Source organism: Parapusillimonas granuli, from assembly GCF_013416525.1.
GTDB classification, from domain to species: Bacteria; Pseudomonadota; Gammaproteobacteria; order Burkholderiales; family Burkholderiaceae_B; genus Parapusillimonas; species Parapusillimonas granuli.
The window spans coordinates 37,272-52,304 of record NZ_JACCEM010000016.1 but is presented as its reverse complement, the minus strand read 5'-3'; the positions used below and the strand labels follow the sequence as shown (position 1 = coordinate 52,304).

The window sequence follows — 15,033 nt, the reverse complement described above, 5'->3', positions numbered from 1 at the left end:
ACCGCCTGAAAGACAAGCTCAAAGCGGGCCTGGTCAGACCCGCTGAAACCCCCTCCGTCGAATGACGGGAACTAGGGTGGGGAAAATTGAATGACCATGGATGGGGAAATTTGGATGACCCTTGACAACTGATGCCTGGCTACCAGTCGCACAAGGCCGCATCGACACACGACTCCGTGTTTCATGGCGCGATTGCGGACACCGCGCCGGATGCCTGGGGCCGACGCATCATCGCCCGCGACCATGCCAAGCGCCGCAAAGTCGAGCCGCGATTGGCGCCGCTCACCGAACTGGACTACCTGCTGGCGGTAGACGACTTCAGCCGAGTGGGCGCTTTGCGCCTGATCGGTCCGGAAGGGAATTGGCATCGAACAGTGCCTCAGGGACAGCGCAGTACTCCGCCATTGATCGAACTGGAGCGCATCTATCAGGCAAGCCGGGCTGTCGAGCGCGGCCAAGAAACGTCCGAGGACTTGCGCTACCTGCAGGGTAAAGGGACGTCGCTGGGCGGCATGCGGCCCAAGTGCACGCTGGTGGACGAGGACGGCCGGCTGGCCATCGGGAAGCTCCCGAGCGTGGATGACACGCGCAGCGTGACGCGTGGCGAAGTGTTGGCATTGAAACTGGCGGCGCTCGCAGGCATCGACGCCGCACCCGCGCGCATCGTTTCACTCGCCGACGTGCCAGTCGCCGTCATCCGTCGATTCGATCGCGACCAATCCGATGGCCGCATCCCCTATCAATCGGCGGCCTCGATGCTGCAGGCGCCGCGCGAAGAGGATCGCAGCTACACGGAAATCGCGGACGCCATCCGCTCCTATTGCCATGCGCCTACTCGGGATTTACAGCAGCTCTGGCGCCGTCTCGCATTCAACCTGCTGATCACCAACGTGGACGATCACTTGCAGAATCACGGCTTCCTACATGTGGAGCACGGACTGTGGCGCCTTGCGCCAGCCTTCGATATCAATCCATTTCCGGACAAAGAGCGGGAATCCAAGACCTGGCTGTCCGAGGAAGATGGACCGATCACCGATGTGCATATGTTGCTGGCTCGCGCGCCTTACTTCGCATTGGATAGGGAACAGGCGATGGCCGTACTGGCCGAGGTTCATGCAGCGGTAGTGAACTGGCGGCAAATCGCTCTCGGCGCAGAGGTCGGGCTCCGCACGAACGAACTGGATGATTTCGCGGCAGCTTTCGAGCATGGGCAGACGGATGCAGTTGCTGAGCTGCTGCAGGGATAACACTTCGGTTCGGGGATCCGGATGAACCGTTCGATGAAGGCGTTCTGGTTTGGCTTTCATGGCTGGATATATCGAACAGCAACTCCTTGCCTATCTCCTGCTCGGTGAACCCCGTGAGGCCATCTTCGGACCGCCGTCCAAGCGGATGGCGTCCGGCGGGCCGGAGCAGTCGATCTGGTGGCTCACAAGGTACGAATCAAGCGTGTCGAAGGGATCGATGTGCCGATTTCGATGCACGGGCACTACCGATTCGTATCGCCAATCACGTTCAGGGTCCGAAACCGCCGATCGCAGTACAAGGCATCACGCATAAAGCCCGGCAACAGCTCGAGCGAGGATGTAGCCTTTTTTAAAAGCGCCGGCCAAACCGGCGCAATTTCAATCCACATACCCATCTAGGGTGTGGTGACCATTACGTTGACGAACCGCCAGGCGAACTCCCGGTTTCAATCCACGCACCCGTACAGGGTATGACTAGACGGCAAAGCCGACGGTGCGGCTGCCGCGCTCGTTTCAATCCACACGCCCGTACGGGGTGCGGCCTAGTCTCTGCAACCTATTGCACCTACAGACCTATTGCAACTACAGGCGAAAAAATCTTTTTCACTGCGAACCATCACATTATCGCCCGAGCGTCTGCACAAACCATTCTACCCTCGGATAAAAGTCTCTTTATTTCAACCGCTTGAGTTGACGCGAACCTTAACTGGGAATCTATTGAACACTGCGGGTTCGCACAATACACCATAAGATTAATGATGTAGGCGGATCAATGCGATACGCGACGAACCTCCGCCAGCGTGGTTTCTAGGCATCCTGATGGCGCCCCAGGGCGACTCAAATCATCGCGGGGGATTACCCTGACCCCCGCATTTCCCAAATACCGCATAGAGATAATGCTGGAGTGCCGACAGCAGTATCGGACTCCCATCCACGTTGGAGCTCCCCAGGTGTTGATCAGAAGCCGTTGATGATCTCCGGCTCCAAGCCAGGCAACGCCGACTTGAGTGCACTCTCATCGAATGCGCCGTCGGGCTGCAAAAGAGCACGCAAGGACTCATGCACTTTGGCCGAGGAGAATTGGCCTACCTTGGAATTGTGCCGCCACCAGATGATCTTGAGCACTTGCATGCTGCCCTCTGGCCTAGCTGAAGAAGCGTCGTTTTCGAACAAGCGGGGCAGAGACTGACGGATGGCCTCAGCGTCGGCATCGCTGAACCCTGTGCGCTCCGCCAGTTGCGGGTTGATGCTGCCATAGGTCTGGTACACACCATGGTCTACTCGATATTTCATTCCCATGGTGTCTGAACCTCGTTTGCTGCCATCACCCTCACCGCTAGCACTTTTGGTGATCTGCGTGCTTGTCACGATTACGGGTTCCAAGCTGAAGGCCGACTGGAGCGTTACAGGACCGCGGACGGGGATCGAAACACCGCTGGCCTCGCCTCCCTTTCCAAAGGCAAATACCTGTCCAAAAGCACGTACGTCAAGCCAGGCCTCGCAAGCCTTGCGTGCTGTCTCGTCGCGGCTCGCCGACTTGCCAAAGGCCGCCTTGCCCAGCACGCTCTCGGCACGGCTCCGTAGACTCGCTTCGCCATCTGTCTTGCGATCATCCGATTGCACGAAAATAGCGTGACCATTCTCAGCAAGACGGTCACGCAACTTGCGTCTAAGGCATACGTCAGTCATCTCTCCAATACCCTCATAGTCCGTCCGTGGCCGATTGCCGTTGAGCGGATCGCCATTCGGATTGGCATGGTGCACAGAAAACACAATGGCAAAGTCGATCTTGTTCTGAAGCGTGGTCATGGTGTGGTCCTCAAGCTTGATCATATGTTGGAAGTGTCGTTGCCAATATCGGCCGCTACCGCGTAGTCCTGGGCTTTGGAAGCGCGCTCCCCCTTGGCCCATAGAGCACTACGCTGGCAGTGAAAACCCAATAGAAACTCGCCGCTCAACGCTGTGTCGGTGAACTCGTCGGGGTTGAACAAGTCGCAGATCTCGCGAATTTCCCTGTCGCGCGCTATGAGAAATCCGGGTTCCCGCGCGAGAAGGCGGCGCCGATACGGCGCCAATTGCTCGCTGTCCAGACGCTTCCAAGTCGACAACGGGTGGCTGGCAAACTGCGCCATATAGCGTGCCGCATTGGTCTCGCGGTTCTCACCAGCCAAGCTCAATGCCCGTTGTTCCAGATTGTCCGCTACGGCTAGGAGCCGTCCGAACAGATAGTCCCGGCTGATCCGGGTACGATCCAATGCCATGGTGTAGTTCCTCTCTGGATGAGCGCCCCGATAGAGAGCGCAAGCAATGCCCAATGTCTTTTCCCAGTCCCACCAATCCAGACCGGCGCGGTTCGCCGCTCGCTGACAGGCGTTTCGCACAAGGTCCAAAGGAAAGGGAGATCCATCCACAATGCAAGGTAAAAGGCGCGCGCGCGTGGCGCCCTCCAGTTTCTCATCCACCCGAGCGCCGTACGCGGCCTGAGCAATATCGACGGGTGACGGCGCCCCAACAAAGCGCAGTGATTTGCCGTAATTCTGTGGCCATGCGAAGGCCAGATGCCAACGCTCCAGGTGCTGCAAAAACTCGGAATTCGGCAACTGACGGTAGTACACAATAGCCATGCGCCCAAGCGTGGCAGAATACAGCGCCATGACGATCACGCCCTCGGCATCGTCGAAGCGTGCCCGGTATCCCGCCAACGCATGACGCAACCGCTGCGCATAAGCTTCGCCTACGCGTTCGTCGTTCAAGGATACGTCATCGAGCTCGTCGCCAAACAACCCACGACTGCCGACATCAGGATTGGGGGCCAGAATAGTACGTTGCGCCCAGCTCACGATCACCAAGCCTCCTCGACGTGAGCCGCGCCGTTCGATTAGCCAGCGCAATGCGTTGTGAGCCCGCTGCGTGACCTCAAACCCCACGCCTGAAGCTTGGCCAGCCGTCAGAAATCGGCCCCGAAATGTAAACCCGCTGGTGTCGTTGCTGGAGATCAGCTTGGCTTGATCAGCCGCATGACGCAACTTAGCCGGATGCTGCTCAGCCAGTGGCGTATCGCCCCCCTGCACCATGCAGAACCCAATTTGAGTTTGCAGGCTGACATAGTGCCTCACCCAGGCTTCGATCAGGGCTTCGTCCTCCCAGCAACCGTGTTGTACGCCGCCGGTGTCCACTCGCCATCGCACCATGGCGTCCTGAGGTTCGCCGTTTCCCGCCAATACTTTGAAGATCGCCGGCGTCTCGTCCCGATCACCGTTCCATGTCGATAGCAGTTGCCCCTGCCCATCGGCAGGCAGCACTCGAGCGGCGATCAGATCGGTCACCACTTGCCCTCGCCGTACATAGGCCAAAATTGCTTGCAGCTTGGCATGCGTGTATGCCGACCGCGCCCAATCTGAGAGCAACTCTAGATAGATGCGGTGAGGCTCGGTGACGTCGCTCGCAAAGCCTGACGTCACAATTCCGCCGCGTGCCGTGAAGTCGCCGGCCACGTACTGCAGTTTGTCGCACAACGGGTGTGCTGTAGGTTTGCTGCCGGCACGTCCGCCTGAGGCCTCAGTGCAGGGAATCAGCGTGATTGCCCGCTCCTTGGGCACGACCTCCGCGTGTAGCAGTCTGCCTTGCGCATCCAATACGATCTCCACATGGACCTGCTGGTTGGTGTGAGCGATGGGCTGCGGCCGATCCGCCGCTTGCGCCTGCGTGCGTTGGTAGACATCGTGCAGTTCGCTCAGCCAGCTCATCTCGGTCCCTCCATGTTGCCGGACTCGTCGGTCACGGCTTTCAAATTGCTGCCCGCACCGAAGGCTTTGGACGTCATAGCGCGTACGAATTTGCGCTCACTGCAATCCTCTGGGCGAGAGAAAACCAAACGGCCGCCACACAATACCGGCCTCCAGAAGCGGGCATGCAACTCGGGACGGCCAGTCTCGTCGGGATAGTCGAAGCCATGAAACATCAGCCCAAAGCTTAGCTTCCCATCCTCATCGAGTTCCCCCGGCCCGCTGCCAAACTCGCACGGCTCGACATAACCCTGGCATTCTCGCGTACCCAGGAACACGTCTTGACGACCACCGCGCTCGAGCATACGTCGAGCCAAGGCATAGTGCTTGCCATCGATACGATCAGTGGCGAGTTCTGGTCGATGTTCATTCCATTCGAAATGCGCACGTACCTGGTACTCTACATCCGTTAGATACGTGTAAAGCGCCAGCGTGTTGCCACCACCGTACTTCAGCGGTTTCACACCCTTTGCCTGTGTACGAATGCGTTTCATTACCCGCAATTCGTCAATTATCCAAACAAACGTCGGCTTCCAGTAGATGGATTTAACTACGCCTTTGATCGCTTCATACGTTGGAATATGGTAGGAGCATTTTTCCCCGCCAATCCTGGTGAGGGGATCGGTGAACAACGCATGCTGGCTCCACACCCGAAACTCGATCGTATTCTTTCTCACAGGTTGTCCCATATAAACACCTCCCGAGAATTGACTGCCTCTATCGCAAGGCCAAAATCTGCGTCGTAGAAATCGACATTGAGACAATAAAGGCTGCTACCGCCTAATAAAGTCAGGGCACTCCGTTCCTTCAACCTGCGGAGTATGTGTGGATAGACGTTGACCGTATATCCCTGTGCCTGGCGCATTAGCATGGCAGCTACAGCCGGATCTCGCGGACCCATGTGGTGACGCTCAAACTGCGCGAAGAAGTCTAGGACCAGTGCCTTACCTTCTTCCGCGTAGGGTACGATCACCGAATCGGTCTGGGTGTCGATGGAGCGGAACTCGCGCGCCGCCGTCTGAAACGCCTGACGCAACTCGTGCGGATACGCGCGCTGCTGCTGACGTTGGTAGGTTTCGCACGCCCCTTTCTGGTCAGACAGCAATTCAAGCAACGAAGCGCCGTAGAAAGCTGCACGCGGCAGCGGATAATCCATATCGTGCTGACGCTGGAAGAAGTAATGCTCGTAGTACTCAGCCATTGCCTGACGGCCCAAGCAGTCGTGGTTGTAGCGCGCAGGGTCGAGGCGAAATCGATCAAGAATTGCGCCCGCGTGGATACGCCCCTCCGCAACGTCCGGCAGCATGGCGAGGTTCTCTTCCGCCGGATTGACGATGTAGACCAATCCCGGCTCGGGCCTGCCATTGCGGTTGCAACGGCCCGCCGCCTGCGCAATCGAGTCTAAACCCGCCAAGAATCGGACCACAACCCGGAAGTCAACATCAACCCCTGCCTCAATCAGCTGCGTGCTGACACACGCCACTTGCAAGCCACGCCGCAGACGTTCTTTCACATTCCGCAACACTTGACGGCGATGCGCTGGACACATATCGGTACTGAGATGGAAGACTCCTTCCTTTCCCCTTCGTGCCGCCAAGTGTTGAAATAAATCTCGAGCCGCCCGCTTGGTATTGACGATCACTAGGCAGTTGCCTTGAGTCTCTACCGCCTCGACGGCGAGACCAGCGATCGCGGAATTATCCCAGCCGCCGTCCCGGCGCAGGTCGCACACCTGCACTCGTCGCAGCGACCCGAACAAACCATCAGCATCCGGCATCAATTCAGCCTGGAACGCTAGCGCCAACGCTCCCTTTTTCTCATCGACTCGATGCAGCAAAGGTTGCGTGGCCGTGCAGAGCACCACCGTACTGCCACCCTCCTGTACCAAGAAGTTGATAGCATGGTTGAACAAGTGCACACAACGGATCGGAAGCGTCTGTATTTCGTCAAACACCAATACCGCATTGGCGAGCTGGTGCAGACGCCGCACACCGCGCGTACCAGTGCCAAACAATGCTTCTAGAAACTGCACCATGGTGGTAAATACTACCGGTGCATCCCAGTCCTCATGCAAGAGCTTATCAGCATAGGTTTGGCGCTCAGCCCCGAGATTACTGTGATGCTCCAGCACGATGCGCCGTCCATGCCTCACCTGGCCATCAGTTTCCAACACTTGACGCACCACCTCTGCGTTCTGCTCGATGATGGAGGTGAAAGGCGTGACATAGATAATGCGGTCACGCCGATGCGTGGCAGCATGGTGCAAGGCAAAACGTAAGCTGGCCAACGTCTTGCCACCTCCAGTTGGGACACTCAGGGTATAGATGCCGGCAGGCCGCGCAGCGGCCTCAAAGCATGCAGTAGAAATGGACTGACGTATGCTATCGATGGGACTTCGGCAGGGAAACGCAGCCAAGTGACGCTCCAATCGATCAACGAGCTTCGGCCAATGATGATAAGGCCCGCCTTGCCGCCAGCGTACGCCGGCGGGATCGCTGAAATGTGCGGTGTCGATGCGGTCGCCCGCGATTAGACAGCTGAAGGCAAAGCGGGCTGCCAATCCTAGTCGCATGCGACGGGCTAGAAAGCCGTCCTTGCCTGGCGTCCCAACGCCTTGGATGCGATGGATTAACTGCAGAATTTCGATCTTCAATGCCGGAGATTGCGCCAGGCGTTCGATGCGCTGACGGACATCGGCATCTGCCTTGCTCCAAGCTTCTTCCAGGTGGGTATCTGCGTCGGCTTTGCGCATACGCTCGGAGAAACGATCTACGCCGTCTGGGGTCAGACAGTCGATTAGCCCCGAGTGATGGGAGGCAATACACAATGCCATCCATTGGCCTGCAAATGTCAATTCAGGATTACCAGATGATGACAGCAACTTCCAGATCCATTGCGCGCCGGCAGTAGAGTGATCGACTCCGCCGCGCACCTTATTAGCACGGGGAGAGTCGTCGGCATCAAGATCAGGATCGCGGATGCCTAACGCCGACATCAGATATGTTTGAAACGCAATACCGTATTTGCCAAGATCATGGAGTAGTCCCATTAACTCCCCCAGATTGGACAGTCCGATCTTTCTGGCAAAACGACGGGTAAGAATCCCCGTACCTCGCAAATGCTGGCGTAAAGTATGGACTTGGCTATCGAGTGTGCGATAGTGGGCGACTGCTAAATGGGTTGGGGACATCTGAACAACGCTCTTTCTGACAGCCAAGGAATTCATATATATTTTTTATCTGAATGTATCATTTAGTAGCCAGCCTAAGTTTCCAGCTTCTTGCTTTGCTAAGAAAACCATCCCCCCAACTGTGAGACTTGAACAAGGTCGAGAGCACAGAGTCTAGCTTTGAGCCCTCGCCGCCGCGGGTACCCGAAGACAAGATGGACTGCTACCACCTCGACATCGAGTTTCACACCATGTACTCACACACGGTGTGCTCTGGCTGGCGTCGTTCCCACGCGATCGTGATCTTTCGTTTCAACCCACGCACCCGCGAAGGTGACTTTCCGTCCATTAGGAACCAAAGCCCGTCTATTAGGTTTCAATCCACACGCCCGCGAAGGGCGTAACGGCCGCAGATTCTGTGCCACGAGTCCGGGATGTTGTTACAACCCACACACGCCTGCGCGGAGTGCGACAGCCGTCCATGACCACGATGATGTACCCCACACCCGTTTCAATCCGCGCATCCGCAAAGGGTGCGACTTACGCTTTGTAACTTACTGCCCCCACAGGCGGCAACTCCTCTTCTCCGCGAACTTCTACATCGTAGCCAAGCGTCAGCAAAGAATGTCACAGTCCTCGGGAAAAATCTTTTGGTTTCAATTAGTTGAATTCGCACGAGCCGCTACTGGAAATCCACTGTACGCTCCGGGCTCGCGCATTCCACTACAAGACTGACGCTTCCTGCAGATGGGTCGCAGGCTTGTCTACCGAGCTCCGCGACGACCAACATTCATGTTGCAGCCGATCTCCAGCATACTCTACAGCCAGACAGCCCCTACGCCACAACAGCCTGCGCGAGCTTCTGAATAGAGAGCGGCGCGCAGCCTTCGGCATCGTTGCTGATGGTCACGTAGGCCGGTTGGCCTGCGCCCGTGATGCCGCGGATGGTGCGCGCCAGCACGGCGCGCGTGTGGGGATCCTCGCTGAGGATGGCGTTGAACGGATCGTGCTTCTTCTGCGCGTCGGCATAGCCATACGCGCCAAAGATGCGATTCAGGTTCCACCGGCAGACCAGCGGACCCGGCCAGAGCGCACGCAGCATGGGCAGCTGCTCTTCGATCGGCGGCATCTTGGCATGCAGGCCCAGGCAGAAGGTGGCGCCATGCGCCTTGAGTGTGTCAACCAGCGCCTTGCCCAGCAGCTCGGGATCTCGGACTTCCACGGCGACGATCACAGAGGCGTGTGCATGCAAGGCTTGCCGGACGGCGACCAGCATACGATCCAACCTGTCCAGCACTAACATGGGCCGGCTGAGCAGGCTCCACGGCAAAGGACTCAGCTGGAAGACGAGAACGCCGAGCTTGGCGCCCAGTCCTTGGAGCGTCGGTTGCACAAAGTGTTCGATGGCGAGGCTCGGTTCGAGAAAGCCGGGATTGGGCTCGCGCCCCTTGCCTTCGGCGCTGCGTATCTGGGCGTCCGTGATGCTCGCCGGGCATTTGACGACGAAACGGAAGTCATCATCGACCTGGCCCGCATACGCGGCATATTGGCTTGCCGTCAAAGGGCGCCAGAACGTGCGGTCCACGCAGACCGTACGCAACAGCGGATGCCGGTGGTAGGCGTCAAGGCCGTTCTTCGACAGGGTGCTCGCATCGTAGACGCCGTCCCAGACCAGGCCTTCCCAGCCCGGATAGGACCATGTGGAGACACCGAAACGCAACTGTGCCGGCAACTGCCGCGCCAGCTCGCACCAAGCCTGCACAGTGGGGGCGGGACGCACTTTGGCCGCGTTCTGGCCGGCAGAGGACGCCGAAGGCACACGAGGCGCTGCATTGGCCAGGGACTTGGCTGGCGGCTGGGGCGCCGCATCTCCAAAAAGATCGTCTTGCATGCTTATCGTGCCGGCATTGAGATAGCTGAAGAGTACTTCAATGCCGGGCAGGCGTCCGGTGGACGAGTGGTTCGCCCGAGCGCACGGAACTGCTGCGCCAAATACAAAAGGCCCAAACCGAAGCCTAGGCCTTGCTTGAATCCTGGAGCGGGTGAAGGGAATCGAACCCTCGTCTTAAGCTTGGGAAGCTTCTGCTCTACCATTGAGCTACACCCGCATGCGACGAGGCGAGCGCCTCGTCAAAGGCTTTGCATTATAGCGCCGACCGCGGTTTCGTGCGCAAGACCATGCATCCGTATGCCGAATTCATGAAATAAACTCCGGCAATCACTACAATCCAGCCTATGAATACAAGCACCGAAACTCCCGAATCGAAATTCGGCCACATACGCAGCTTCGTGCATCGGCGCTCGCACATTACGCCGGGGCAGAAGACCGCGCTGGACCGCCTGATGCCGCAATGGGCCATTCCCTATCGCCCCGCCGTCCTGGACTTGGACAAGGCTTTCGGGCGCAATGCGCCCACCATCCTGGAAATCGGGTTCGGCATGGGCGAAACCACGCAGAAAATCGCTGAAGCCCGTCCCGACGACAACTTCCTTGGCGTGGAGGTCTTCAACGCCGGCGTCGGGGCGCTGCTCAAGCGCATCGATGAATCCGGCGTCCGCAACATACGCATCATCCAGCACGATGCGGTGGAAGTCGCGCGCGACATGATCGCCCCCGATACACTGGCGGGCGTGCACATCTATTTCCCGGATCCCTGGCCCAAGAAGCGCCACCACAAGCGCCGCCTGATCCAGCCCCCGTTCATTGCGCTGCTGGCCAGCCGCATCCGCCCGGGCGGCTACATCCACTGCGCGACCGACTGGGAAAACTACGCCGAGCAGATGCTGGCGGTGCTCGGCGGCGAACCCCTGCTTGAAAACACCTGCGACGGCTATGCGCCCCGCCCGGACTTCCGCCCACAGACCAAGTTCGAAACCCGCGGCCTGCGGCTCGGCCATGGCGTGTGGGACCTGATTTTCAAGCGCAAGTAGGCGGGCCGCCGCCTGCCGGTTTCATCGTCACCCTGAAGGGAAGCTTCTCTCGTGTACCCGGAAATACAGCCCTATGCCCACGGCTTCCTGAATACGGAAGACGGTCACAGCGTTTACTGGGAGTTGTGCGGCAACCCCCGGGGCAAGCCTGCGATCTTCCTGCACGGCGGACCCGGCAGCGGCTGTTCGCCGGTGCATCGGCGGCTGTTCAATCCGCAGCGCTACAAGGTCTTGCTGTTCGACCAGCGCGGCTGCGGGCGGTCGGCGCCGCATGCCTGCCTGGACAACAACACCACCTGGCATCTGACTGCCGACATGGAACGCCTGCGCAGCGAAATCCTGGCCGCCGAACGCATGCTGGTTTTCGGCGGATCATGGGGTTCGACGCTGGCGCTGGCCTATGCGCAGCAGCATCCGGAGCGCGTGAGCGAACTGATCTTGCGCGGGGTCTTCACCGTCCGGCGGCAGGAGCTACAATGGTTTTATCAGGAAGGGGCGTCCTGGCTGTTCCCCGACCACTGGCAAAGTTTCCTCGCGCCCATTCCGCCCGCCGAGCGGCACGACCTGATCACCGCCTATCACAAGCGGCTCACGGGCGCTGACCGGCGCAGCCAGATGGAAGCCGCACACGCCTGGACGCAATGGGAAAGCAACACCATCACCCTGCTGCCCAACCTCATGCATCAGCAGGCCTACGCCGCCGATGAAGACGCCCTGGCCTTCGCCCGCATCGAAAGCCATTATTTCGTGAACCAGGGTTTTCTGGAAGAAGGCCGGTTGCTAAGAGACGCGCAGCGCTTGCGGGACATCCCGGGCGTCATCGTCCAGGGCCGCTACGATGCCTGCACGCCGGTCAGGACGGCGTGGGAATTGCACCAGGCATGGCCGCAGGCGGAGTTCCACTTGGTGGAAGACGCTGGCCATGCGTTCGACGAGCCCGGCATCTTGCCGCGCCTGATCGCCGCGACCGATAAATTCAGCCAACAATTTTGATAGCCAACAACCTTGATCACGCAGGATTCCAGACCATGAACGTCACCCTCAATGGCAAACCATTGCAGCTTGACCAGATCGACACCATCGCGGGTCTCGTGCGGCACCTGGGCTACCAGGACAAGCGCATCGCGGTAGAGCGCAACGGCGACATCGTCCCCAAGAGCCAACATGCATCCACCCCCATCGCCGACAACGACGAAATCGAGATCGTGGTGGCGGTGGGCGGGGGCTGACGGCGGGCGGGAATAACGCGGCGCGAGCGCCGCGCACCGAATGCGTCAGCGGCGGCCGAAGCCCGGGAAGCCGCCCTTGCCCATGCCCTTGAGCCCACCCATGGCGCGCATCATCTTGGCCATGCCACCCTTCTTCATCTGCTTCATCATGCCCTGCATCTGATCGAACTGGGACAGCAGGCGGTTGACCTCTTGCACCGGCACGCCGGCGCCCGCCGCGATGCGGCGCTTGCGCGACGCCTTCAGGAGCTCGGGCTTGGCGCGCTCGGCCGGCGTCATGGAATTGAGTATGCCTTCGCTGCGGCGCAGCTGTTTCTCGGCCTGGCCGCCTTGCAGCTGGCCGGCCGCCTGCGCAAACTGCGCGGGCAGCTTTTCCAGCAGCGAGCCCATGTCGCCCATTTTCTTGACCTGCATGAGCTGTTCGCGGAAATCGTTCAGGTCGAAGCGATCGCCCGATTTGATCTTGGCCGCCAGCTTTTCGGCCTCGGCCACGTCGATGTTGCGCTGCGCCTGCTCGACCAGCGACACGATGTCGCCCATGCCCAGCACGCGCTGCGCCATGCGTTCAGGGTGGAAGGGCTCGAGCCCGTCGAGCTTTTCCGACAGGCCCACGAACTTGAGCGGCTTGCCGGTGACATGGCGCACCGACAGCGCGGCGCCCCCGCGCGCATCGCCGTCCAGCTTGGTCAGCACCACCCCGGTCAGCGGCAAGGCGTCTGCGAAAGCGCGCGCCACGTTGACGGCGTCCTGGCCCTGCATGGCGTCGACCACGAACAGGGTTTCGATGGGCTTGAGAAGATCATGCAGGGCGCGGATCTCGCGCATCATGGCTTCGTCTATGCCCAGCCGGCCCGCCGTATCGACGATGAGGATGTCGTAGTGATGGCGCCTGGCGTGGTCCAGCGCAGCCTGCGCGATGTGCTCGGGCTTCTGCGTGGCGTCGGAAGGCAGGAAATCCACCTTGACCTGGGCGGCCACCGTCTTCAATTGCTCGATGGCGGCGGGGCGGTAGACGTCGGCGCTGACCACCAGCACCTTCTTCTTGCCGGTCTTGCGGCCGTTGTGGGTGTGATTGCCTTCGGCCAGCCACTTGGCCAGCTTGCCGGTGGTGGTGGTCTTGCCCGCCCCTTGCAGGCCCGCCATCAGGATCACGGCGGGCGGCTGCGTGGCCAGGGAAAGCTCGCTGGCGGCTTCGCCCAGGTCGCCGCCCATGAGCGCGGTGAGCTCTTTGTGCACGATGCCGACCAGCGCCTGGCCGGGGTTCAGGCTGCCGACCACGTCCTGGCCGAGGGCGCGTTCCTTCACCCGCGCGACGAAATCGCGCACCACGGGCAGCGCCACGTCGGCCTCGAGCAAGGCCATGCGGACCTCGCGCAACATGTCTTGCGTATTGGCTTCGGTGAGCCGCGCCTCGCCGCGCATGGTCTTGACGACGCGCGAAAGCCGTTGGGTCAGATTGTCGAGCATAACAATGGTTTCGCTTAAACTTGCTAAATGATCTGTCTGTATCCGGACTAAAATAGTCCGACAACCAGAACGTTAAGGGACTATGTCTTCAGGCATTGTATTTCACTTGCTGGCCGCCGCGGCATACGCCATTTTGGCCGGTTCGCTATGGAAGCCATTGTGGTCGAACCGAGCCGGCAAGGAAGGCGGCGTATCGGCCGGAAAAGTCCGGCGCGTCTGCCTGGCGGGCGCCATCGCCCTGCACGGCGCGGGCCTCGCGCAAACGATATTGCCGGGCAGCCATGGCATCTACCTGGGCTGGGCGCTGGCCCTGTCCGCCGCCATCTGGCTGGGCATGGTCGTGTTCTGGCTGGAAAGCTTCGCCATGCGCATCGACGGCCTGCTGCTCATCCTGCTGCCGGCGTCCGCGGCGGCGACGCTGGTGGCCGGCCTGTTTCCCGGCGGGCACCTGATCGCCCAGGCCGGCGAATGGCTGCGCCTGCATCTGCTCATCGCACTCACCGCCTACGGCCTGATCACCGTGGCGGCGCTGCAGGCCGTGCTCATGGCGGCCCTCGACCGCCAGCTGCACCGGCCGGTGGAATCCGCGGCCATGCGCAGCATCATGGGGCGCGCCCTGGACTCCATGCCGCCGCTCCTGGTGCAGGAAGTCCTGCTGTTCAGGCTGATCTGGTTCGGCTTCGCCATTCTGACGCTCACCGTCATCACCGGCGCCATCGTGTCCATACGCCTGACCACCAACCTGGTGCCCATGGACCACAAAACCATATTCACGCTGCTGTCCTGGTTCACCTTCGGCGGCCTGCTGGTGGGCCGCTATACGCGCGGCTGGCGCGGGCGCATCGCCTTGCGCTGGACCCTGGTCGGCTTCGCCTTCATATTGCTGTCGTACAGCGGCAGCCGTTTCGTCATCGACGTGATACTGCACCGGGGCTGAAGTGGGAAAAATATTATTCTGGATCATACTCATTCTCGCCGCCTTGATGGCCGCCCGCGTGCTGGCCCGCCACAATGAAAGAAGCCGCCTGAACGAAAACGCCCCTGACGCACCCCGGCCCGGCGCCAAGCCGGAATCCATGGTCCGCTGCGAACATTGCGGCATACACCTGCCGCGGTCCGAGGCCGTGCTGATCGACGGCCACACCTGGTGCAGCCAGGAACACGCCCGCCTTGGGCCCGCCAACGTCAAAAGGCCCTACTAGGCC

General features: G+C 60.1%; 11 protein-coding genes, 1 tRNA gene and 1 pseudogene. 6 read left to right on the top strand and 7 right to left on the bottom strand.

The features are described from left to right. Window positions 1-125: 125 nt before the first annotated feature. Window positions 126-1,247 (top strand): annotated as a pseudogene (locus tag H0A72_RS21190) (type II toxin-antitoxin system HipA family toxin); the annotation flags it as partial. Window positions 1,248-2,204: 957 nt separating this feature from the next. Here the strand turns inward: H0A72_RS21190 and cas7c are convergent. The 6 genes from cas7c to H0A72_RS21160 form a co-directional block, all read right to left on the bottom strand. After that, on the bottom strand, window positions 2,205-3,056 hold the full coding sequence (gene cas7c, locus H0A72_RS21185) for a type I-C CRISPR-associated protein Cas7/Csd2 (RefSeq protein WP_180158500.1): 852 nt from the start codon (window positions 3,054-3,056) through the stop codon (window positions 2,205-2,207). 20 nt (window positions 3,057-3,076) lie between these two features. Then, the gene (gene cas8c, locus H0A72_RS21180; protein ID WP_180158499.1) at window positions 3,077-4,993 is read right to left on the bottom strand and encodes a type I-C CRISPR-associated protein Cas8c/Csd1; all 1,917 of its coding nucleotides are present in this window, start codon (window positions 4,991-4,993) and stop codon (window positions 3,077-3,079) included. Continuing rightward, window positions 4,990-5,721, bottom strand: coding sequence for a type I-C CRISPR-associated protein Cas5c (gene cas5c / locus H0A72_RS21175; protein WP_180158498.1), 732 nt, complete (start codon window positions 5,719-5,721; stop codon window positions 4,990-4,992). Before cas5c ends, cas8c begins: the two co-directional genes overlap by 4 nt. Further along, on the bottom strand, window positions 5,706-8,258 hold the full coding sequence (gene cas3 / locus H0A72_RS21170; protein ID WP_246437097.1) for a CRISPR-associated helicase Cas3': 2,553 nt from the start codon (window positions 8,256-8,258) through the stop codon (window positions 5,706-5,708). The genes cas5c and cas3 overlap by 16 nt, the downstream gene beginning before the upstream one ends. A 778-nt stretch (window positions 8,259-9,036) precedes the next feature. After that, the gene (locus tag H0A72_RS21165) at window positions 9,037-10,092 is read right to left on the bottom strand and encodes a DUF72 domain-containing protein (RefSeq protein WP_180158497.1); all 1,056 of its coding nucleotides are present in this window, start codon (window positions 10,090-10,092) and stop codon (window positions 9,037-9,039) included. Window positions 10,093-10,235: 143 nt separating this feature from the next. After that, window positions 10,236-10,309 (bottom strand) — tRNA-Gly (locus H0A72_RS21160). Between the two features lie 127 nt (window positions 10,310-10,436). Here H0A72_RS21160 and trmB point away from each other — a divergent pair. From trmB to thiS, 3 genes are read left to right on the top strand one after another with little or no spacing between them, the layout of a single operon-like run. Next, a complete protein-coding gene (gene trmB, locus H0A72_RS21155; protein ID WP_180158496.1) occupies window positions 10,437-11,132 on the top strand; it encodes a tRNA (guanosine(46)-N7)-methyltransferase TrmB in 696 nt (231 codons plus the stop codon). 51 nt (window positions 11,133-11,183) lie between these two features. Next, window positions 11,184-12,125: a prolyl aminopeptidase gene (gene pip, locus H0A72_RS21150; protein ID WP_180158495.1), complete on the top strand. Its 942-nt coding sequence runs from the start codon at window positions 11,184-11,186 to the stop codon at window positions 12,123-12,125. A gap of 35 nt (window positions 12,126-12,160) precedes the next feature. Then, window positions 12,161-12,361, top strand: a complete 201-nt coding sequence (thiS, locus tag H0A72_RS21145) for a sulfur carrier protein ThiS (protein WP_180158494.1) — start codon at window positions 12,161-12,163, stop codon at window positions 12,359-12,361. A 45-nt stretch (window positions 12,362-12,406) separates the two neighbouring features. On the opposite strand, the gene ffh is transcribed toward thiS, so the two are convergent. Continuing rightward, complete coding sequence (gene ffh, locus H0A72_RS21140; RefSeq protein ID WP_180158493.1) at window positions 12,407-13,828, bottom strand: signal recognition particle protein; 1,422 nt, start codon at window positions 13,826-13,828, stop codon at window positions 12,407-12,409. Window positions 13,829-13,910: 82 nt separating this feature from the next. On the opposite strand from ffh, the gene H0A72_RS21135 reads away from it, so the two are divergent. Continuing rightward, entirely contained in the window at window positions 13,911-14,765 is an 855-nt protein-coding gene (locus tag H0A72_RS21135) for a cytochrome C assembly family protein (RefSeq protein WP_180158492.1), read from the top strand. 1 nt (window position 14,766) lies between these two features. After that, the gene (locus tag H0A72_RS21130) at window positions 14,767-15,030 is read left to right on the top strand and encodes a PP0621 family protein (RefSeq protein WP_180158491.1); all 264 of its coding nucleotides are present in this window, start codon (window positions 14,767-14,769) and stop codon (window positions 15,028-15,030) included. Window positions 15,031-15,033 lie beyond the last annotated feature (3 nt).

Excerpts from the sequence above, each read along its gene's own strand:
- H0A72_RS21165 (WP_180158497.1), bottom strand. The coding sequence starts at position 10,092 with ATGCAAGACGATCTTTTTGGAGATGCGGCGCCCCAGCCGCCAGCCAAG.
- cas5c (WP_180158498.1), bottom strand. The coding sequence starts at position 5,721 with ATGGGACAACCTGTGAGAAAGAATACGATCGAGTTTCGGGTGTGGAGC.
- thiS (WP_180158494.1), top strand. The coding sequence starts at position 12,161 with ATGAACGTCACCCTCAATGGCAAACCATTGCAGCTTGACCAGATCGAC.
- ffh (WP_180158493.1), bottom strand. The coding sequence starts at position 13,828 with ATGCTCGACAATCTGACCCAACGGCTTTCGCGCGTCGTCAAGACCATG.
- cas7c (WP_180158500.1), bottom strand. The coding sequence starts at position 3,056 with ATGACCACGCTTCAGAACAAGATCGACTTTGCCATTGTGTTTTCTGTG.
- cas3 (WP_246437097.1), bottom strand. The coding sequence starts at position 8,258 with ATGAATTCCTTGGCTGTCAGAAAGAGCGTTGTTCAGATGTCCCCAACC.
- cas8c (WP_180158499.1), bottom strand. The coding sequence starts at position 4,993 with ATGAGCTGGCTGAGCGAACTGCACGATGTCTACCAACGCACGCAGGCG.
- H0A72_RS21135 (WP_180158492.1), top strand. The coding sequence starts at position 13,911 with ATGTCTTCAGGCATTGTATTTCACTTGCTGGCCGCCGCGGCATACGCC.
- trmB (WP_180158496.1), top strand. The coding sequence starts at position 10,437 with ATGAATACAAGCACCGAAACTCCCGAATCGAAATTCGGCCACATACGC.